Origin of the sequence: Fulverythrobacter fulvus (genome assembly GCF_037154085.1) — a bacterium.
In the GTDB taxonomy this organism is placed as follows: domain Bacteria; phylum Pseudomonadota; class Alphaproteobacteria; order Sphingomonadales; family Sphingomonadaceae; genus Andeanibacterium; species Andeanibacterium fulvum.
On sequence record NZ_JBANRM010000005.1, the window covers coordinates 1 to 19938 of the forward strand.

The 19938-nt window shown below is 64.5% G+C and carries 19 protein-coding genes and 1 tRNA gene; 8 read left to right on the forward strand and 12 right to left on the reverse strand.

Going from position 1 to position 19938, the window contains the following annotated elements:
• Together WFP36_RS13750 and WFP36_RS13755 are read left to right on the forward strand one after the other, a co-directional pair.
• A partial coding sequence (locus WFP36_RS13750; protein ID WP_336981223.1) for a DUF6152 family protein occupies window positions 1-222 on the forward strand: 222 nt, incomplete at its 5' end.
• 5 nt (window positions 223-227) lie between these two features.
• A complete protein-coding gene (locus tag WFP36_RS13755) occupies window positions 228-1013 on the forward strand; it encodes a hypothetical protein (protein WP_336981225.1) in 786 nt (261 codons plus the stop codon).
• Between the two features lie 241 nt (window positions 1014-1254).
• On the opposite strand, the gene WFP36_RS13760 is transcribed toward WFP36_RS13755, so the two are convergent.
• Window positions 1255-2034 (reverse strand): helix-turn-helix transcriptional regulator, encoded by a 780-nt coding sequence (locus WFP36_RS13760; RefSeq protein WP_336981227.1) that lies wholly within the window; start codon window positions 2032-2034, stop codon window positions 1255-1257.
• Window positions 2035-2199: 165 nt separating this feature from the next.
• Between WFP36_RS13760 and WFP36_RS13765 the strand changes: the two genes are divergently transcribed.
• Window positions 2200-3096, forward strand: coding sequence for a beta-keto acid cleavage family enzyme (locus WFP36_RS13765; protein ID WP_336981229.1), 897 nt, complete (start codon window positions 2200-2202; stop codon window positions 3094-3096).
• Window positions 3097-3202: 106 nt separating this feature from the next.
• Here WFP36_RS13765 and prfH read toward each other — a convergent pair whose 3' ends face one another.
• The 4 genes from prfH to WFP36_RS13785 form a co-directional block, all read right to left on the reverse strand.
• Complete coding sequence (gene prfH / locus WFP36_RS13770; RefSeq protein WP_336981231.1) at window positions 3203-3823, reverse strand: peptide chain release factor H; 621 nt, start codon at window positions 3821-3823, stop codon at window positions 3203-3205.
• Entirely contained in the window at window positions 3820-4920 is a 1101-nt protein-coding gene (locus tag WFP36_RS13775) for an RNA ligase RtcB family protein (RefSeq protein WP_336981232.1), read from the reverse strand. The genes prfH and WFP36_RS13775 overlap by 4 nt, the downstream gene beginning before the upstream one ends.
• On the reverse strand, window positions 4917-5279 hold the full coding sequence (locus WFP36_RS13780; RefSeq protein ID WP_336981234.1) for a hypothetical protein: 363 nt from the start codon (window positions 5277-5279) through the stop codon (window positions 4917-4919). The genes WFP36_RS13775 and WFP36_RS13780 overlap by 4 nt, the downstream gene beginning before the upstream one ends.
• Before the next feature lie 577 nt (window positions 5280-5856).
• A tRNA-Ser gene (locus WFP36_RS13785) sits at window positions 5857-5946 on the reverse strand.
• 179 nt (window positions 5947-6125) lie between these two features.
• On the opposite strand from WFP36_RS13785, the gene hspQ reads away from it, so the two are divergent.
• Both hspQ and WFP36_RS13795 read left to right on the forward strand, forming a co-directional pair.
• Window positions 6126-6506 carry a heat shock protein HspQ gene (gene hspQ / locus WFP36_RS13790; protein ID WP_336981236.1) on the forward strand — a complete coding sequence of 127 codons (381 nt, stop codon included), beginning with the start codon at window positions 6126-6128 and terminating at the stop codon, window positions 6504-6506.
• A gap of 105 nt (window positions 6507-6611) precedes the next feature.
• Window positions 6612-7208 carry a hypothetical protein gene (locus WFP36_RS13795; protein WP_336981238.1) on the forward strand — a complete coding sequence of 199 codons (597 nt, stop codon included), beginning with the start codon at window positions 6612-6614 and terminating at the stop codon, window positions 7206-7208.
• Window positions 7209-7218: 10 nt separating this feature from the next.
• On the opposite strand, the gene WFP36_RS13800 is transcribed toward WFP36_RS13795, so the two are convergent.
• A complete protein-coding gene (locus tag WFP36_RS13800; protein ID WP_336981239.1) occupies window positions 7219-8097 on the reverse strand; it encodes an ABC transporter permease in 879 nt (292 codons plus the stop codon).
• 87 nt (window positions 8098-8184) lie between these two features.
• Between WFP36_RS13800 and WFP36_RS13805 the strand changes: the two genes are divergently transcribed.
• Window positions 8185-8892 (forward strand): GcrA family cell cycle regulator, encoded by a 708-nt coding sequence (locus tag WFP36_RS13805; RefSeq protein ID WP_336981241.1) that lies wholly within the window; start codon window positions 8185-8187, stop codon window positions 8890-8892.
• Between the two features lie 825 nt (window positions 8893-9717).
• Here WFP36_RS13805 and WFP36_RS13810 read toward each other — a convergent pair.
• From WFP36_RS13810 to WFP36_RS13830, 5 genes are all read right to left on the reverse strand, one after another.
• Complete coding sequence (locus WFP36_RS13810; RefSeq protein ID WP_336981243.1) at window positions 9718-10173, reverse strand: VOC family protein; 456 nt, start codon at window positions 10171-10173, stop codon at window positions 9718-9720.
• A 16-nt stretch (window positions 10174-10189) separates the two neighbouring features.
• Entirely contained in the window at window positions 10190-11137 is a 948-nt protein-coding gene (locus WFP36_RS13815; protein ID WP_336981244.1) for an SDR family oxidoreductase, read from the reverse strand.
• A gap of 121 nt (window positions 11138-11258) precedes the next feature.
• A complete protein-coding gene (locus WFP36_RS13820) occupies window positions 11259-12131 on the reverse strand; it encodes an SDR family NAD(P)-dependent oxidoreductase (RefSeq protein WP_336981246.1) in 873 nt (290 codons plus the stop codon).
• A gap of 110 nt (window positions 12132-12241) precedes the next feature.
• On the reverse strand, window positions 12242-12946 hold the full coding sequence (locus WFP36_RS13825) for a DUF3142 domain-containing protein (RefSeq protein ID WP_336981248.1): 705 nt from the start codon (window positions 12944-12946) through the stop codon (window positions 12242-12244).
• A gap of 28 nt (window positions 12947-12974) precedes the next feature.
• Window positions 12975-15131: a PA5441 family protein gene (locus WFP36_RS13830; RefSeq protein ID WP_336981250.1), complete on the reverse strand. Its 2157-nt coding sequence runs from the start codon at window positions 15129-15131 to the stop codon at window positions 12975-12977.
• A 201-nt stretch (window positions 15132-15332) separates the two neighbouring features.
• Between WFP36_RS13830 and WFP36_RS13835 the strand changes: the two genes are divergently transcribed.
• Window positions 15333-16571, forward strand: a complete 1239-nt coding sequence (locus WFP36_RS13835) for a BtaA family protein (protein ID WP_336981252.1) — start codon at window positions 15333-15335, stop codon at window positions 16569-16571.
• Entirely contained in the window at window positions 16555-17235 is a 681-nt protein-coding gene (locus WFP36_RS13840; protein ID WP_336981253.1) for a class I SAM-dependent methyltransferase, read from the forward strand. The genes WFP36_RS13835 and WFP36_RS13840 overlap by 17 nt, the downstream gene beginning before the upstream one ends.
• A gap of 193 nt (window positions 17236-17428) precedes the next feature.
• Here WFP36_RS13840 and pnp read toward each other — a convergent pair whose 3' ends face one another.
• The gene (pnp, locus tag WFP36_RS13845) at window positions 17429-19744 is read right to left on the reverse strand and encodes a polyribonucleotide nucleotidyltransferase (RefSeq protein ID WP_336981255.1); all 2316 of its coding nucleotides are present in this window, start codon (window positions 19742-19744) and stop codon (window positions 17429-17431) included.
• Between the last annotated feature and the right edge of the window lie 194 nt (window positions 19745-19938).

A 19938-nucleotide genomic window follows, 5' to 3' on the forward strand; every position in this document is an offset into this window, starting at 1 on the left:
GCCTTCATCGAGATCGACGTGCCGGTCAAAGGCCAGACCGAACGCTGGACCATCGAAATGACCAGCCCAAATAATCTGCAACAGAGCGGCTGGAAGCGCACAACGCTGAAGACCGGAGACAAGGTGAAGCTCTACATCCACCCGTTGCGCAATGGCAGCAAGGGCGGCTCCTATGTCGGCGTCCGCCTTGCCAATGGCTCGACCCTGGGCGAGGTGAAATAGCCTTCATGCACTGGACCAGAAAAATCGCGCTGGCCTGCGCGGCGGCATGCCTTGCCACTGGCGGCGCACAGGCCCAATCCGGGGGCTCCGCTCCGCCTGACGGTCTTTCCGAAGGCGAGGGCGCCGGCTTTGCCAAGGGGCATTATGCGGAACTCGACGCCATGCCCGATTGGGGAGGTGTATGGTTCCTCAATCGCGGTGGCCCCACGGCCCAGCCCAAGCTCAAAGGCAAGTATCAAACCGACTGGGAAGCGTGGCGCGCCGACGTCTCGGCAAATGACGGAGTGGAGAAGCGAAATCGTTCAAACTGCGCGCCTCCGGGAATGCCGCGCATCATGCAACTCGCGCAATATCCCTATGAATTCATCTTCTCGCCGGGCCGGGTCACGATCAACCAGGAAGCCTGGATGCAGACCCGCACGATCTGGACCGACGGACGCGAACATCCGCCGCTGGAGGAACTGGATCCCACCTATATGGGGCACTCCGTCGGCCACTGGGAAGGCGATACCTTGGTGGTCGATACGATCGGCGCGCTCGATATGCTGCCCTTCGCCAATGGCGCGCTGCATTCCGACAAGTTTCGGATCACCGAACGCATCCATCTCGATCCGGCCAAGCCGGACACATTGGTGAACGAGATGGTGATGGAAGACCCCGACGCGCTGGCAGAGCCCTTCAAAGCCACCGTGACCTACAGGCGCGACCGCTACGGCGTCCTCTATGAATTCCAGTGTTCGGAAAACAACCGCAATCCGGTGAACCTCGACGGGGAAACCGAGTTCGAATGACCCCGACAACGCCATCTGCCAGCGTCCGCCTGCTTTTGCCAAAGGCGAGTGGCTTCGCCCTCGCAGTTCTGGCGGACCGGGTCACGTCGGCAAGATGAGTTGCTCCACCAACCAGGACCAACCGAAGGGTATCAGCCTTCGACTGGACGGCGCCGGCCCCACCCAACCTCCCTGGAGCCGGCGCCAATTTTTATTCGGGGCCTGAGCGGGTCCCTCACACCTTCAATGCGGGTGCCGCACCCTAATGGGTAACCAATGAGCACAATTCGAACGGGCTCGTAACCTGCAGGCGCTGGTATGCCCGGCGCCGATAGGTCAGCACCGAAGTCTTGGCGATGGCCAGGTCGATCGCCGTGGCTTCTACCGTCATGCCAATCGCCGCGCGGGCGCAGACCTGTCGTTCGCGCAAGGTGAGATCATCGAAGCGGGCGGCAAAACGGTCTTCCAGCTGGGACACAGTCAGTTGCGAAGTGGCGGCATGAGGCTGCCGGTTGAAGGGCAGCATCGGCAGGGCAAGCGAAGCAATGCCGACCAGCACCGACAGTTCTTCGTCCGAGAAGCAGCCGTTCTGCGAATGGCGTGCGACGTTGATGACCCGCCATTCCCCGCGACCGCGCTGGATCACCGATACCCGTTCGACAATCCCCGGTTCGTCGAAGAACTGCCGCCGAAAGCCAGCCGAGGGGATGTCTGCCGGGCGGATGCGCAGCAAGGCCATGTCGCCTTCGGACGGTGCGGCTTCATAGGCATCGCATACCGGATCCAGACGCAGATAACGGTCGGCATAGGCAGGCAGAAGGCGGGTCAGGCCGGGCTCACAGAAATGATACTGCAGACTGCTCTGGTCGCGCCCCTGCGCCTCGAACAGGTAAAGCCGGTGGGCACCTGCCGTCGCAAGGAGGATGCAATCGCGCACGGTGGAACCGAATTCCTCAGTGCCGAGCGTACCCAGCAGCTTGTCATAGGCGCCCAGCAATGGCGAGTGCATGCGCCAGTCTGTGATGGTCCTTATCTCGGCCACATCCTGCTCCCTTGCTCTGCTCCTGCCCGGTCGGTCTGGTGCCGTCTCGGAAGGAACTGACCGTAACGCTTCTCGCATGTGCTGTCGCCGCCTCTGTCCTCTTGGGAGAGGACAGACCCCAGCCGGAGGTTCGGTCACCAAGGCAGTGGCAGCGAAAGGAAGGTCATGCTCCCCGGCAACAGGTTCATCATCACTGTCGCCCTCAATGGCGGCATGCAGCAGAACCGGAATGGCGCTGTGGTTCCCAAGCAGCCGGCGGAACTGGGCGAAGCTGCGGCGCGCTGCTGGGAGGCAGGCGCGGCACTTGTCCATGTGCATGCCCGCGGACCCGACGGGAAGAACAGCGGCGACCCGGGGATCTATGCGGAGATCATCCGCGAAATCCGGGCCCGATGCCCGGTGCTGATCCAGACCACCAACGGTATCGGTATCCGCCGCGATCCGAAGACCGGCGGCTTCATCTGGCCGAGCGACGAAGAGCGGCTGGGGCTGCTCAATATTCAGCCCGCTCCGGACCTGTTCGGCGTCGCCGCGGGCTCAGCCGACTTCTATCACCCGGAAGGCGGCTATCTCAACGAGACACCCTATGTGAACTCGCCCGAGTTCCTCAAGCAGACAATCCAGGCAGTCTATGCCCGCCACTCCGCGCTCGAATACGAAGTGGTCGAGGCGAGCGCCCTGCACCGCCTGTTGCGCTATGCCGAGGAAGGGCTGTTCGACCGCCATCGGGACAACATCTGGCTGCTGCATGGCGGCGGCTATGGCGCCGTGCCGGCGATTGCCCGCAACCTCCTGTTCAACGTGGAAGAAGGGCTGCGCTATTTCCCGCAGGCCATCTGGGGCATGACCTCCACCGGCAGGGCGATGTTCCCGATGATCACGCTCGGCCTGTCGATGGGTTGCGATCTGGTGCGGGTCGGCTTTGAGGATAGCCTATACCTGCCCGATGGGAGCATCGCCCGCCACAATCACGAGATGGTGGAAGCAGCGGCGAAGATCGGCGCCTTGTTCGGAATGCAGCCGGCCAGCGTGGACGAAGCCCGGGCACGCTTCGGGATTTGAGATATGTCAGTCTGACCACGATCAGACGCCGCCATCGGGCAAGCAAATAGCGGCCTTGCGGGCGGGAGCAGAGCCGCAAATCGAATTGCTGCCCTGCTCCCGCGGGCTATCTCACCAGGGTGAATTTGTCGCCCGTATAGACCCTGACGGCATTGCCACGCTCAAGCACTTGATGTGCCTGCCATTGGGATTTGCGCGCGTCATCGTCGGCGCTTTCACGTCGCGCCTCCAGCATGATAGCCAGTTTCAGCCGCGCCAGCTTGCGGTTCGCATGCTGGGATCGCTGCTCCTGCGCCGTAGCGACGAGGCCGGTCGGGCGGTGAGTGGCGCGCACCGCACTATCGGTCTTGTTGACATGCTGCCCGCCCGGTCCACTGGCGCGCATCGCCTGATAGTCGATGTCTTCCTCGCTCAAGTCACGGATCGCCTCGACCTCCGGCGCCAAAGCAACGCCCACGAACCAGTTCCGGCGCTTGTGGGAAGGCCGAAACGGGCTGGTGCCAACCCACTGGACCGTCCCGATGCGCGGGGCGGCAAAAGCTGCCGCGCCTTCGCCCTCGATGCGCAACAGCAGGGAGGCGGGCAAGTCCTCCAGCCCATCGAGCACGGTACAGGCCAGCCCTGCCGACCTAGCCTCGCGGCCGAAGGCGCGGGCCAGTTGCGCCACCACCCAACGGCATTCCTGCGGTCCTTTGCCCGCCGTGATATGCAGGATCGCTTCGCTCATGCCGCCCTCGTCTTGTAGCTCAGCAGGGGGCGCAGTTTGGCGATCACGCGGATCAGGCCCGCCTGCTCCAGATCTGCTATGACCATGGCGATGTCCTTGTAGGCATCGGGCGCTTCCTCAAAGATCAGGCGGCGATCCTCACAGATCACATGACTGCCCAGGGCGGTGCGCTGCATATCGGCCACCTTGAACCGTCGCGAGAGGCGGGCATGAGCATCCTTGCGGCTCCATTTGCGGCCTGCACCATGGGCCAGCGAATGCAGCGCCCGATCGGCCCCCTCATCGACAGGCTCCACCAGATAGCTGAAATCGCCGCGCGAACCCGGGATGGCAACCAAGCCGCGATCGGCCGGCGCTGCGCCTTTACGATGTAGCCATCCTCCCAGATGCGGGGTGACGCTGTTGTGGCAGATGTCCAGGACGCGCCGCCCTTCCATGCCGAGGCTATCGCAGAAGCGCTCTGCGATGATCCTGCGATTCACTATGGCCCAACCCAAGGCGTCATCGTGATCGACAATATAGGCTCGGGCCGCTTCGCTCTTCGCTTGCAGCCCTTCGCTGATGCGCGCCGGTTGGTGCGCCTGCAGGATCGCCTGGCCCAGCCCGCGCGACCCGCTGTGGACCATCATCCAAACGCGGTCCGCCCTCAGACCCAACGCGGCGAAGCGCACCGCGTCGACGACAGTGTCGATCCGCTGGAGCTCGACGAAATGGTTGCCCCCGCCGATCGTGCCCAGCGCCGGGCTGGCCAGTTTCGGCGGCAATCCCGCTTGCTGCAGGGCGGCGACCCCATCGCCGTCCCACGGCGCGTCCAGCCCGTGCAGCTTTCGTTCGACCGTCCCAAGGCGGAATTTGCGCAGCGCCCAGTCCAGCTCCCACAAGGCCATGCCGCAGCCAATGTCGCTACCCACCAGATGCGGCCAGATGCGCGTTTGCGACCAGAAGGCCGCGCCCACCGCAATGCCGTTGCCTGCGTGAAGGTCGGGCAGGCCGACGATGCGCTCCATGCCTTCGTAGCGCGCGCAGGCTTCCAACTGGTCCAGCGCCGTAGGATCGAAACGTGCAGGATCGCGGGCGATCAGAGAGGTCGTGCTCATCGTGCGTCTCCCTTGCCCTGGCAAGGTCCCGACACCAGCATCTCTTTCAGGACGGCCATGTCCTTGAGGATGCCGTCCTGCGGATCGACAAATAGCTCTCGCCGCCGGAAGCATCGACCCGTGCGCGCTCCCAGGACCTGGCCTTCGAACATCCATTCGCCGTGCCGACCCAGGGAAATTCGGGTAAGCACGAAGTCTTCGATATGCATCTTGGTATAACGAGCGCCGATAGAGGCACGACGCTTAAGCCCGATGCGGTGTACGCCGGCGTGGGCCATCCTTTTCAGTTTAGGAGATGCGGCATGCCCTGCGCCCCAGCGTGGGCGCTCGACTATAATTTTGAACATGTCATTGCGCATGGCGAACCTCCCTGTGGAAGGGGGCGGTCGGCGAAGCGGTAGTGACGCAGTATTTGAAGAAGTCAGCGGCGCGGATGCCGCCGGAAGCAATCAGGCGTTTGAATTCGCCCTTGCAAAAATTGCCCATGCAATCTGTTCCTGAACACAGGGAAGTAGGATGTGACGGTGGTTACGGGCGGATGCTGCGCGCATGGTCTTCTCCTTTCCTGGGTTAGAACAGGCCGGTGCTGGCTGGCATCGCGGCTAATTAGGATGGGTGCAGAGCACAAGGGCAGCTTTTAGTCCGCGCGGCATTTCTTCAAAAGTGATGCTCGAAAACCATACTGTTCATCTGCAGCCAGAACCAACCATGAAGCCGAGCCCCCTTGACGCGCGATACGCCCACGAAGGCGCGAGGCGGTCTCAGCCTTGCTCAGTCAGATCGGCCGAACCCAGCCAAAGATCAGTCATAGTTTATGCGCTGGCCGGAAGCGATTTCCACCATACGTCAGTGAAGGGCAAATCTGCCGAAAAGCCTTAAAATCCTGGGCTTCTATCGTTCATATGAGTTCGGGAAAGTCCGCGAAGAAGCGGCGACTGGCGGAGAGGGTGGGATTCGAACCCACGGTACGGTTGCCCGTACACCGCATTTCGAGTGCGGCGCATTCGACCTCTCTGCCACCTCTCCGTATCGGGTGTTTCGGGTGCGGCGAGTGCGCGCCCGGGGCCGGGAAGCGGGCGGTTAGCTCAAGGGCGGGCGCTTGCCAAGCCCCAAAGCTTGCCACTGCCCTCCAAAACCATGACAAATAGGGGGAGTGCCCCATTGCGCGGCTTGTTTCGCCTTCCGGGCCAACTATATTCAGGCCCATGGATCGTGCCCATTTCTTTTCTGCCCAGGCCGGCCGCCGAATCGACGCCCCCCTTCATGCCGAAGCCCGTTTCGCCATTGGCGACGTGGTGAAGCACAAGCTGTTCGATTTTCGCGGCGTTGTTTTCGATATCGACCCCGTCTTCGCCAATAGCGAGGAATGGTACGAGGCGATTCCCAAGGACATGCGCCCGCGCCGGGATCAGCCCTTCTACCACCTGCTCGCCGAAAACGACGATTCGTCCTATGTCGCCTATGTCAGCCAGCAGAACCTGATGGCCGACAGCGAAGGCGGCCCGGTGGATCACCCCAGCGTGGCCCAGCTGTTCGACGATTTCGCCGACGGCCGCTATCGCCTGCGCCGCCGCCTGACGCATTGATCGGCGCTGCCCGGCCGGCTTCGGCTGGCCGGAACTCGCAAGACGCAGGCCTTTTCGGACCGATCGAGGCGAGACACGCCTTCATCGAGGCCATATGCAGGGGGGATGCACCGCAATCTCCGCCTGCTGAGCCTGACGCTGTTCTGCTGCCTTGCCGCCGCCTGCAACCGGCAGGCCAGCGAGGCACAAGACGCCGTCCGCCAGATCATGAAAGATCCGGATTCCACGCAGTTCCGCGAAGTTTCCGCCTGTCCGGACGACCCGACCCTGATGCGGGGCGAGTATAATTCAAAGAACGGCTATGGCGCCTATGTCGGCTTCCAGCCTTTCTACCACGCCGCCGATACGGGCGCGGTGCTGCTGGCGGATGAGCAGTTCAGCGAAATGACCGGCCGTTGCTACGGCACGGATGGCTCAGGCGATGCGGCGATCGATTCGGCAGTCGACGCCGCCCACCTCGCCCCAGCCCCCGTGCCGCTAGCGGCGGATTACGAAGCGCCGCCGGAACCGGCCGGCACTCCGCGCTGCCTGGGCGAATATTGCCCCTGCGATACCAGCGATCCCGATTACGGCGGCGCGGACGAGACGCTGTGCCACAGCATGAAGCGCGGCGAGGATGTGGACGATACGATGCTGTCCGCGGGCGCCACGATGCGGGACGTACGCCGCCAGATACGGACTTTCGACGGGGGCGGTTCCTGATCCGCGCGGATCAGCTCTTCAGCTTCCATCCGCTCTTGAGCACGCGATAGCAGATGAAGCCGAAGACGAGATTGAACAGGCCCAGCCCCACTGCCGCGCCCAGCACGGCCTGGTTGGTGTTGCCGATGTCGCTGGCCCCCAGGAAGCCGAAGCGGAAGCCCGAGATCACGTAGAAGAACGGATTCGCGCGGCTCACCGCCTGGAAGGCCGGGGCAAGGTTGTGGATCACGTAGAACGTGCCCGACAGTAGCGAGAGCGGCTGAATCACGAAATTGGTCACCGCCGCGGCATGATCGAACTTGTCGGCCCACAGCGACGTCATCAGCCCCATCAGCGCCAGCAGCATCGACCCCATCAGGCCGAACCACACAATCGCCCAGGGATGCGCCGCCTGCAGGCTCACGCCCGGCCACAGCAGCATTGCCGCCGCCACGGCAAGGCCCACCATGATCGCGCGCGTCATCGCCGCGCCGACAATGCCGATCATCAGTTCGCCTTCGGAAAGCGGGGGCATCAGGTAATCGACGATGGTGCCCTGCATCTTGCCGCCCAGCAGCGAGAAGCTGGAATTGGCGAAGGCATTCTGCATCATGCCCATCATGATCAGGCCCGGCGCCACGAAGCTGGCAAAGGGTACGCCCAGCACTTCGCGCCCGCCGCGGCCCAGTGCAACGGTGAAAATCACCAGAAACAGCAAGGTTGTTACTGCCGGGGCCCAGACAGTCTGGGTCTGGACCTTGAGAAAACGGCGGACCTCCTTCATATAGAGAGTCCACAGCCCGATGCGGTTCAATCCGCCGATCACGGGCGTTCCATGCGGCAGGAAAGGCCGCTTCACTTCGCCCGTCGCGCGGGCCTGTTCGGATGTCGTCGGGGCTTGATCGGCCATTTACTGGCGACTATCGGCAGTCGCTTGCGCTGACAAGGCTGGTGAGGCCCTTCCCGCGTATGTTTTGTTGAGGAATTGAAAGCGGACATGAGCTGGACCGACGAACGGATCGCCACCCTGACCAAGATGTGGGAAGGCGGCGCCACCGCAAGCCAGATCGCTGAAGAGCTGGGCGGCGTATCGCGCAATGCCGTGATCGGCAAGGCGCACCGCCTTGGCCTGAAGTCGCGCCCCTCGCCGGTGAAGGCGAACGAGGACGGCGGCGAGAAGGCGCCTGCGCGGAAGAAGGAAACCAAGCCGCCCAAGCCGAAGGAAAAGGCGCCGCCCGCCGAAAAGCCGGTGCTGGCTGCCAAGCCCGTCGCGCCCGCGCCGCGCCCGGTGGCCGAGAAGCCCGCCGCCCCGGCCAGCGCTTCTGCCACGCCGAGCCAGCCGCTGCCCGGCTCCACTGGCGAGCCCATGCCCAAGATCGTCTCGGTCGGCCCCGGCGGCTTCCTGCGCCAGGGCCCCGGCGACCAGCAGGCCCCGATCCCGCCCGCCCCGCCGCGCCGCCTGGTGCCCGCCAAGCCGAGCCCGGAAATCGCGGACAAGACCAGCCTGCTCGATCTGAACGACCGGGTCTGCCGCTGGCCGATGGGCCATCCGGGCGAACCCGACTTCCACTTCTGCGGCGAGAAGGTGAACCCCGGCTTCCCCTATTGCGTGGAACATTGCGGCCGCGCCTATCAGGCCCAGCTGCCGCGCGGTGCCCGCCGTCCCCCTCCGCCCCTGCCCTTCGGCGGCCCGCGAGTGCGCTGAGGGTTTGAGGCAGTAATACCGATTCGAAAGGCGCCCCGGAGATCATTCGGGGCGCCTTTTTCGTCGTCCTTCGTCGTCCCGGACTTGATCCGGGACCGCTGCGATCCGGGCGCCCAGCCGCCAGCGATCCCGGCGTGCGCCGGGATGACGAGGGGGCCGGGATGACAAAGTAGGCAGACAAACCCCATCCTCCGCTGGCGAATGCGGAATAACGCCGGGGGGAGAAAACCAGTCGGACGGGTCCGGGCCGGTGTTTCGGGGCGCCCGCATGGGAGCCCGGTGACGCGGTTTTGTCTGCGAATGGCGGGTAAAGTCCGCGAGAACTCGCCGCTCGGCCCTTTCCGGCTCAGACGGGGGGCGACGAAGGGCTCGCAAGTGAGCCGCCCCCGGCGCTACCCGCGCGGCCCGCGCCGTGACATTCGGCGAGAGCCGGCGCCTGTGCCGGCAGAAGGTGCGGACGCTTCCGTGAAAGGCGAGCGAGGCGTTGCTATCCGCCTCACCTCACCCGGCTCACCCGAAACGCCGGCCCGGAAACGGAGGAGCACAAGAGCGAAGCGCAAAGCGCCCCCGACCCGCCGCTGGTGCCAGTTGGTTACTGGCGGACAGCCATATAGCCAATATGGTTCGTTTTGTCAAGATGGAGAACCAAATTCTTCAATCCTCACCCGTTCGTCCTGAGCCTGTCGAAGGACACGCGCCAGCGCTTGCCCAACAAAGGGATATGGGGCTGACGGTTTCCCGTGTCCTTCGACAGGCTCAGGATGAGCGGGCGTGGTGGCTCGGGCTAAGGATTCTACTCACTTACCTTCGTCATTCCCCCGCAACCTAGTTGCCCGGAACCGCAGGCACCACGGGTTTGCCATCCTTCCACTCGATCAGGCCCACCCGGTTGCCCGCAGGATCGGTAATCATGCCGAGCACGACCACGCCGGGAACTTCCAGCCGGGGGAACACCACCGCCCCTCCAAGCTCCATTGCCTGTGCCTGCGCGGCGGTAACGTCCACCACGCCGAAATAGAGCGCGCTGCCGGTTTCCGGGCCGAGATTGGGCGGTTCGACCTGCAGCATCCCGCTCATGGCCGGCTGGGCGGGAATGGTCAGGCTGCCATCCTCGCCGATGGTCCAGCCGAACATCCCGGCATAAAAGGCACGCTGTTTTGCCAGGTCAGGCCCGGCGATGTGGAAATAGACCAGCGGCGCGGGCATTTCAGGCTGGGCCTGCGCCGAAGCCGGGGCAGCCAGAAAGGCCAGACCCGCCAGAACCACAACCTTTGCCCGCATCGCCGGTCTCCATCGGTCAGTTGCGTTCGCTGGAGCTGAATGCCAGCCCGCCGCCCTCGGCGTCCTCTTCCCTTACCACGGGGCGGTTACCGGTGGCGAGGAGGTTGCGGGCCATGTCGGCGCGCATGCTCTCGAACACCACCCGGCCCTGCGGCGGTTCCTGCTGCGGGAAAGCTTCTTCCATCTCGCGATTGCGCTGCTGGACTTCGGGCAGGAATTCGCGGTTGGTGAAGATGTGGAAGCGATTTTCCCTGATCGCGTCCACCACGGCGCGGCCGGTGTCGAGCGGATCGATCGCCGCGCGGGCGGCATCCCACAGGGCCTTCTGGAAGGTGCCCGCCGCTTCCTCGTTGAAGTCGGTTTCCGGCTCGTCCTCGGGCGGATGAAGCATGCCGGTGCGCGTGGCGCCGGGGAACAGGCAGGACACGCCGATACCCAACGGCGCCAGCTGCATCCGCAGGCTCTCCGCATAACCGCGCACGGCATATTTCGAGGTGGAATAGGCGGCAAAGCCCGGCAGCGGCACGATCCCGGCCATGGAGGAGGTGCAGACCACATGCCCGCCCTCGCCCTGCGCCTTGATGATCGGCACCACGATCTTGCTGCCATTGATGACCCCGCCCAAATTGACAGCCATCACGCGGTCGAAATCGGTGAAATCGGGATCGTCGGCCGTACCGCCGCCATTGATCCCGGCATTGTTGCACAACACGTGGATCTTGCCGAACACGTCGAGCGCCTCGTCCACCGCGGCCTTCAGATTGGCCCGGTCGGCCACGTCGGTGCGGATAAAATGGGCGGCGTTATTGCCCTTGAGCGCGGCCCTGGCGTTCTCGATGTGAGACGTGCTCCAGTCGGCCACTACCACCTTCATCCCCTCGGCCAGAAAGGCGCGGACCATGCCGAAGCCGATCCCGTTCGCGCCGCCTGTGATGAAGGCCACCTTGCCTGTCAGTTCCTGCATGTTGTTCCTCTCCGTTTGTCTTTCGTCATTGCGAGGAGGCAAGGCCGACGAAGCAATCCATGGCTCAAAGCGTTACGCCCTGGATTGCCACGGGGCCTCCGGCCCCTCGCAATGACGCGTATTATTCTTCTTCCCGATAGTTCCCGAAGCTGTCGACCACTTCCATCCGGTCGGGCGTGGCGTCCAGCACGGCCTGGGCGCGGGCGCGCATGGCATCCTTGTACATGCCGTGCGTTACGACATAGGTGGTGTTGGCAAGGATCGCCTCGGCCACCAGATTGCCGACATCCACCGGCTCCATCCAGTTGTCGCCCACGATCCGGCGGGCGAGCTTCTTCTCGCTGGCCGTGAAGCCGCTGCCTTCGCGCAGATGCGCGGGCCGGTTGTCGATCGTCTCATGGATATTGGACTTCACCGGGCCCGGCAGCAGGATCGAAACGCCGATATCGTGCTGGGCCAGTTCGCCCTTGGCCGCTTCGCAGAAATGGCACACGGCGGCCTTGCTGGCGGCATAGATCGCCATTTGCGGCGGCATCACCACTTCGGCGGCAAGGCTGGCGGTGGAAACGATGTGCCCGCCCCGGCCATGGGCCACCATCTGCGGCAGGAATTCGGTGAAGCCGTTGATCACCCCGCCGACATTCACGCCGAAACCGAAGTCGTAATCGGCATAGGTCGCTTCCAGCAGCGGGCCTTCCAGCCCGACGCCGGCATTGTTTACCAGAATGTCGATCCCGCCGAACTCATCGAGCATCTTCTTGGCGGCCTCGCGATATTGCTCGCGATTGGTGACATCGAGCTGGAGCGCGGAGACGGCATTGGACCTGCCGCCGCCCGCGAACTCCGCCAGTGCATGGTCGATATGATCCTGCCGCAAATCGGCAATCACCACCTGCGCGCCGCGTTCGACCAGCACCTTGGAGATGCCGAGCCCGATCCCGCTCGCTCCGCCGGTGATGAACGCAATTTTTCCTTCGAATGACTGAATCGGCATCGACTGCTCCCGTTAGGTATTTGCATGAATTTGGCAGAGCCGGAGCGCAGCGTCCATGGACAGGAACGAAGCGCCGCACGGTTCGGCCCACTCGCTCAGGCAGCCCCGGTTCAGACGGCCCGCCCGCTCTCGGGCAGCAGGAACACCACATAGCCTTTGAAATGCGGGTCATTCGCCAGCCCTTTGGGCGCGCGCCATTCCCCGCCATCCACCAGCGCCACCTTGTAGGGCAGGCACAGGCGGGAAAGGGAAGCAAGATAGCTTTCATAGCCCGGAATGGTCGTGCGGCCCTGATAGGTCTGCACCACGATCTCATCCACCACAGTGCCCAGCTTCGCCAGCGCGGCGGGATCGCCATTGGCGCTCCAGTCCATCAACCCGGTGATCGAAAGCCGCATCCCCCGGGGCAGGTCGCTGCGCAAGTGCTGGAGGAATTGCGCATAGCGATCGAGGTGGAGCGTGGCGGAATCGAAGTCGATCTGCACCCCGCGCAGATTGGCCCCGGCGGCCTGCCAGCGGGCGATCTCGCGCAGCAGCTGGCGGGTCACTTCCGGCGTCCAGTCGATCCGCTCCACCCGCAGCACCAGCCAGACATCGGCATGGCTGGCACGGGGCGGCTGCGGACGCAGGGGGACGAAGCGCGAATTATCGGCCGCGCGCACTTCGCCCGCCAGCACATAGACCGTCCTTGCCCGATCCAGTTCGGACGGGGGTTTCACTCCGGCCCACAGGAAGAAGGCATCATGGGCAGAGGCGCTGACCCGGCCCGCATCGGGCGTGCCCTGCCCGCATGCCGTCAGCAGCAGGGCTGCCACCAGCGCCGCGAGCCGGAAGGGGCGCGCCCTACCAGTAATATTCCAGCTCCCTTGCCCATTTCGTATCGGCATATTGGCGCTTCAGCGTGTTGAACCATGCCTTGCGCTGTTCGATGGCCACTTCATCCCCGCCGCAGCTATTGTTGCCCGAGGGGGCATAGCAGCGCACCGCGCGGTAGAGCGCATAGGCCTTGTCGCCCCGTGCCGCGGCGGGATCGGCGATGATCGCGCTGTAGAAGCTGCCGCGCGGGATCGGCGTGCCGGGGAACAGTTCCTTCCCGCTGCCGAGCGAACCGGCCTCCGACCTGCCGTAATCGAGATAGAAATCGTCGAAGCCGTTGAGGCGATAGAACTCGCCCAGGCACAGGCGGCCCTTCACGTCCCTGGCGTTCTTCGCCAGCGCCGCCGCCGTCTGGCCGAGCGTGGGGCAGGTATAGCCGTCGCTGAACCGCCCCGTGGCGAACAGGCCGACCGGCACCGTTTCGGACGTAGACAGACTCCACAGCCCGCCTTCCACATCCGCGCCCGCCGGCACCAGCGGCAGGTCCTTCAGGAACCCGGCATAGAAACCGCGCGAGAGCTGCTTGTAGAGCAGAGTGAACAGCGCCAGCTGCCGTTCCTCCACAGGGCGGGCGGCATTGCCCGCTTCCTTGCGCAATATGTCAGGCCCGATGGTCCTTTCGATCAGCAGCTTGCGGATCATCCCGTCCTGCACCGGGGAATCCGCGCCGAACACCTTGCCGGCCTGCCCGGCACGATCCCAGTGAAGCGCGAGGCCAAGCTCGGCCGTGGGCCGCTGATACAGGCCGCCCGATCCGCCGATCAGCCGCCGCCAGAAGGCTTCCTCGCCAGGGTGCTCCAATGCGGCCAGTGCCTGCCCGCGCAGCACCTGACGGCTGAAATCGAGCGCCGAATGGGCCGTGGTGGCAGTGGCATCGGGAATGCGCTCCAGCACGTCCTGCGCATTGCCGCCGATATAGAAGGACCAGTTCGCGCGCAGGAACTGGTAGAGATCCTCCCGCCCCTTGAAGAGCGGCTCCTGCGCGGCAAGCTCGCCCTCGTCGATGGGCTTGGGGCCATAGGCATAGGCCTCTTCGCCACTTTCCGCATCCAGGCCCAGATCGCGCATCCGCATCAGATCGTAGGTGGCCAGCAGCAGCGGCGTATCGATCGCGCTTTCCGCGCCCTTGGCCAGCAGCAGCTTGTTGTCGATCTCCTCGATCAGGGCCTCTTCCAGCGCGCTGCCGGGCACCGTGGCGGCCAGCAGCGCCTCATAGGCATCGGACAGCCCGGCAAGATCGCCACCCAGCCACAGCACGCGCCGCTGCAGCCCCTTGGCCGACGCTGCATAGGCGCCCTTGGGATAGGCCTTGAGATAATCCGCCAGCGCCTTGCCCGCGCGCTGCGTGGCTGCCTTGTCGGTCGATTCCGCGCCGGAGAAGAAGCCCCAATCGTCGAAGGAAGCAGCCTGCGCCGCGTTCAGTTCCACGCGCCCCTGCATGTAGCGTGCGGTTTCCTTCACCCACGGATCGCTCGCCTGCGCCAGGGCGGCAAAGCCGCTGCGCGCAGCCTCCCAATCCTCGCCATAGAAGGCGGCGGAAGCGACGAGGTAGGAGACGAATTCCTTGCCCGGCTTGCTGGTGACGCCCACCGGCCAGGCAGGCGCCGGGGCACTGGTGCCGTCCCGCTGCCTCACCCAGTAATCCGCCCCGAAACTGGAGCAGATCGGCGCCAGCTGCGCGCGGGCGGCCAGCAAGGCATCGCGATCCGCCACGGACAGCTTGCCATTGGCCGCCACCGCTCCGGCAAAGGCAGCATCGCCGCCCTTCAGGCTGACGCAGCGGCTACCGTAATAATCGTTATCCTCCCACTGGCTCTCCGGGTAGGAGGCCTGCGTGAAGATGTTCCAGTCAAAGAAATTGCGGCCGAAGCCCTGATCCCATTCCTGCACCGGATAGTCGCCCGGCCTGCTCGCCAGCCCGGCCCGGTCACGCAGCAGCAGCGCGAGGTTCACCCGCGTGTCGTTGCCGGGGGACATGACGACGGAATTGGCGCAGTCCTGCCCCGCCCGGTCGAGCATCCAGCCCACCGAACAGCCATAGTCGCCGCTTGCCCCCGCCGGCCCTGCAGCCGCCCATGCGCCCGCCGCAACGCCCAGAGCCATCGCCAGCCGCCCAATCCGCATTCCTAATCCTCCGCGCCAAGCAGGCAGGCATTTTCCCGCGCGCAATGGCATCTGGCAAGTGCGAAGCGGGCCATCAGTCTTGTGGAAATCCGCAAAACTGTAACGGTTTCGTCGCGGTAGGGTCATGCAGCGCTCATATGGGCGTCATCCGTGAAGCGGGGCGCGGCACGGGCCGCCCCCGCGAGACAGGATATTGCTCAGATGAAACGCGAAGCATCGCTCGATGCGCCTGCGGGCGGCAAGCTGATCCACGGCGCCGCCGTCAGTTCCAAGGGGCTGAACGGCACGGCCCTGCTCGAACGGGCCTTTGCCCTCGCCTTCCGGGGGCTGGTCTATCCGCAGATCTGGGAAGACCCGGAAGAGGATATGGCCGGGCTGGACGTGAAAGAGGGGGACCGGCTGGTCACCATCTCCAGCGGCGGCTGCAATGCGCTCAGCTATCTCACCGCGGGCCCCGCGCAGGTGACGGCGGTGGACCTCAATTCCGCCCATGTCGCGCTGGGCAATCTCAAGCGCGTGGCGGTGACGCATCTGCCGGATTATGCCCATTTCCGCCGCTTCTTCGGCGATGCCGACGCGAAGGAAAATGTGCAGGCCTATCGCCGCTACATCGCCCCGCATCTCGACGAACGCTCGCGCGCCTATTGGGAAGCGCGGGACCTGATGGGCCGCAGGCGCATCTCCATCTTCGCACGCGGCGCCTATCGCTATGGCCTGCTGGGCAATTTCATCGGCCTTGCCCATTTCCTCGCCCGGCTGCACGGGGTGAACCCGCGCGATATCCTCCAGGCCGAAGGCGTGGAAGCTCAGCGCGCCCATTTCGAAGCGCATTTCGTGCCGATCTTCGACAAGCCGCTGATCCGGCTGCTGACCAACCACCCCGCCTCGCTGTTCGGGCTGGGCATCCCGCCCGCGCAATATGACAAGCTGGCCGCCGGGCGCAGCATGGCCACCGTGCTGCGCGAAAGGCTGGAAAAGCTCGCCTGCGATTTTCCCTTCGCGGAAAACTATTTCGCCTGGCAGGCCTTTGGCCGCGCCTATGAGAAGGTCCCGCAGGCCAGCCTGCCGCCCTATCTGCAGGAACGCCATTACGATGCCCTGCGCGAACGGATCGAGCGACTGGACGTGATCCAGGCCAACATGACCGACCATCTGTTCAAGCAGGAGGCGCAGAGCGTGGACAAGTTCCTGCTGCTCGACGCGCAGGACTGGATGACCGACCGCCAGCTCAACGAGCTGTGGGGCCAGATCTGCCGCACTGCCGCCCCCGGCGCACGAGTGCTGTTCCGCACGGCGGACGAGCCTTCGCTGCTTCCCGGCAGGCTGGCGCGGGGCTTGCTGGACATGTGGGATTATCGCGAAGAGCGCTCGGCGGAACTGACGAAGCAGGATCGCTCCAGCATCTATGGCGGCACGCATCTCTATGTCCGGCGCGACTGAGGCCGCCGCCCCTGCTGCGGGCCATGCGGCGCAGATGGACGCGGTCTACGCGTTCCAGCGCCACATCTATGACCTGACCCGGAAATATTACCTGCTGGGGCGCGACCGGCTGATCGCCGGGCTGGACGTACCCAGCGGCGGGCAGGTGCTGGAAGTCGGCTGCGGCACGGCGCGCAATCTGGCACTGGCCGCACGACACTATCCCGAGGCGCGGTTCTGCGGGCTCGATATCTCGGCCGAGATGCTCAAATCGGCGCATGCCACGCTGGAACGCGAGGAACTGACCGGGCGCTGCACGCTCGCCCAGGGGGATGCCGCCAGCTTCGATGCGAAGGCTCTGTTCGGGCGCGAGCGGTTTGACCGGATCGTGTTTTCCTACACCCTCTCGATGATCCCGCCCTGGCGGGAGGCGCTGGCCCATGCCTGCCCGCTGCTGGCTCCGGGCGGAGAAATCCACGTGGTCGATTTCGGCCAGCAGGAACGCCTGCCCCGCTGGTTCGCCCGCCTGCTCAAGGCCTGGCTCGCCCGCTTCCACGTGACCCCGCGCGCGGAACTGTTCGCGGTGGGCGAGGAACTCGCCGCACGCCATGGCCTCACTTGCGAGACCACGTCGCTCTATCGCGACTATGCCCGCGCAATGGTGCTGCGCCGCCCGGCGGCCTGAGCGGCAGCTTCCCTCCCCCTTATTTCGTCATTCCCGCGCAGGCGGGAATCCAGTTCGACGGCCGTTGCTGGATTCCCGCCTGCGCGGGAATGACGAATGTAAGTTGGGCCGCCCCCCAGGAAACAACCCAAGAAAAAGGGCCGCGAGGTTGCCCCCGCGGCCCTGAATTCCTGCAGTTCAGGCAAGCCCGAACTTAGTCGTCCTTGAGGAAGGCCGGCATGTGATCCGGGTTACCGCCCTCGTCGCGGTCGCTGCGTTCGCGGCGCGGGCCACGGTCGCGGCCGCCACGGTCGCCGCCACGGCCACCACGATCGCCGCCACGGTCACCGTCGCGGCGCGGGCCACGGCGGTCGCCACGGTCACCGCGATCGCCACGCGGTTCGCGGGGTTCGCGCGGCGGGCGGGTGTCTTCCAGTTCCTCGCCGGTTTCCTGATCGACGACGCGCATCGACAGGCGAACCTTGCCGCGCGGATCGATCTCGAGGACCTTGACCTTAACTTCCTGGCCTTCGGAGACGACATCGGTCGGCTTCTCGACGCGTTCGTTCTTCATTTCGCTGACGTGGACGAGACCGTCCTTGCCGCCCATGAAGTTCACGAAGGCACCGAAGTCGACGATGTTGACGACCTTACCGTTGTAAATCTTGCCGACTTCCGGTTCCTCGACGATGCCGAGAATCCACTTCTTGGCGGCTTCGATCTGGGTCAGGTCCGAAGACGAGATCTTGATCAGGCCTTCGTCGTCGATATCCACCTTGGCGCCGGTTTCGGCCACGATCTCGCGGATCACCTTGCCGCCGGTGCCGATGACTTCGCGGATCTTCGACTTGTCGATCTGCATGGTCTCGATGCGCGGGGCGTGAGCCGAAAGCTCGGTGCGGGCCGAACCCAGGGCACGGGTCATTTCACCAAGGATATGCGCGCGGCCTTCCTTCGCCTGAGCGAGGGCCTGCTTCATGATCTCTTCGGTGATGCCCGCGATCTTGATGTCCATCTGGAGCGAGGTGATGCCCGCTTCGGTACCGGCCACCTTGAAATCCATGTCGCCCAGGTGATCTTCGTCACCCAGGATGTCGGACAGCACAGCGAATTCGTCACCTTCCAGGATCAGGCCCATGGCGATGCCGGAAACCGGGCGTTCGATGGGAACACCGGCGTCCATCATCGACAGACAGCCACCGCACACGGTCGCCATGGAGGACGAACCGTTGGACTCGGTGATGTCCGACAGGACGCGGATCGTGTAGGGGAAGTCTTCCTTCGAAGGCAGCACGGGGTGCAGAGCGCGCCATGCCAGTTTGCCGTGGCCGACTTCGCGACGGCCCGGAGCGCCGAAGCGACCCACTTCACCGACCGAGTAGGGCGGGAAGTTGTAGTGCAGCATGAAGCTTTCGTAGGACAGGCCGCCAAGCCCGTCGATCATCTGCTCGCTGTCCTTGGTGCCCAGCGTGGTGGTGCAGATCGCCTGCGTTTCACCGCGAGTGAACAGCGCCGAACCATGGGTGCGCGGCAGGAAGCCGACCATGCTTTCGATCGGGCGGACCTGCGTGGTGGTGCGTCCGTCGATGCGCTGGCCATCCTTGATGATGGCGGTACGCACGATTTCAGCTTCCAGCTTCTTCATGGTCTTGTTGGCGACCATCTGGGTTTGGGCGCTTTCATCCGCGAACGCGGCCTTCGCCTTGGCGCGGGCTTCGTTCAGCGCATTGGAGCGCGCCGACTTGTCGGTCAGCTTGTAGGCTGCGGCGATATCGGCGCCGATCAGATCCTTGAGCTTGGCCTTCATTTCGGACGTGTTGTCCGAAAGATCGACTTCCCACGGATCCTTCGCGGCCTTTTCGGCCAGATCGATGATCGCCTTGATGACCTTCTGCGATTCGGCATGGGCAAACATCACGGCGCCCAGCATTTCGTCTTCGGTCAGTTCCTTGGCTTCGGATTCGACCATCATCACCGCGTCCTGCGTGCCGGCGACGACGAGGTCGAGGCGGCCTTCAGCCGCTTCCGACAGGGACGGGTTGAGCTGATACTCGCCATCCTTGAAGCCGACGCGAGCCGCGCCGATCGGGCCCATGAAGGGCACGCCGGAGATCGTCAGGGCGGCCGAAGCTGCGATCATCGCAACGATATCGGGCTCGCTTTCGCCGTCATAGGACATGACCTGGCAGATCACGTTGATTTCGTTATAGAAACCTTCGGGGAACAGCGGGCGCACCGGGCGGTCGATCAGGCGGGAAACCAGCGTTTCCTTTTCCGTCGCGCCACGTTCGCGCTTGAAGAAGCCACCCGGAATACGGCCGGCGGAGGAGAACTTTTCCTGATAGTGAACGGTAAGGGGGAAGAAGTCCTGCCCTTCCTTCACGCTCTTGGCGGCGGTCACGGCGCACAGCACCACGGTTTCGCCATAGGTGGCCAGAACGGCGCCATTGGCCTGGCGCGCAATGCGGCCGGTTTCCAGAGTGAGGGTCTTTCCGCCCCACTCCAGCGATACGGTTTTCACGTCGAACATGTATTTTCCTTATGTCCCGCGCGGCCCTATTGCGGCGCGGGGCCTCTGTTACCGGGTAAGCCGTCCCGGTCCGGTATGGGGCCTTTTCACTGCCCCAGGCCCCTTCGCCGAATTGCGAAGGAAACCTCATCCCTTGATGGGCCCTGCAAGGGCAGAACCCGCATAAAGCGAAAGGGCGGCCCCGAGGAGCCGCC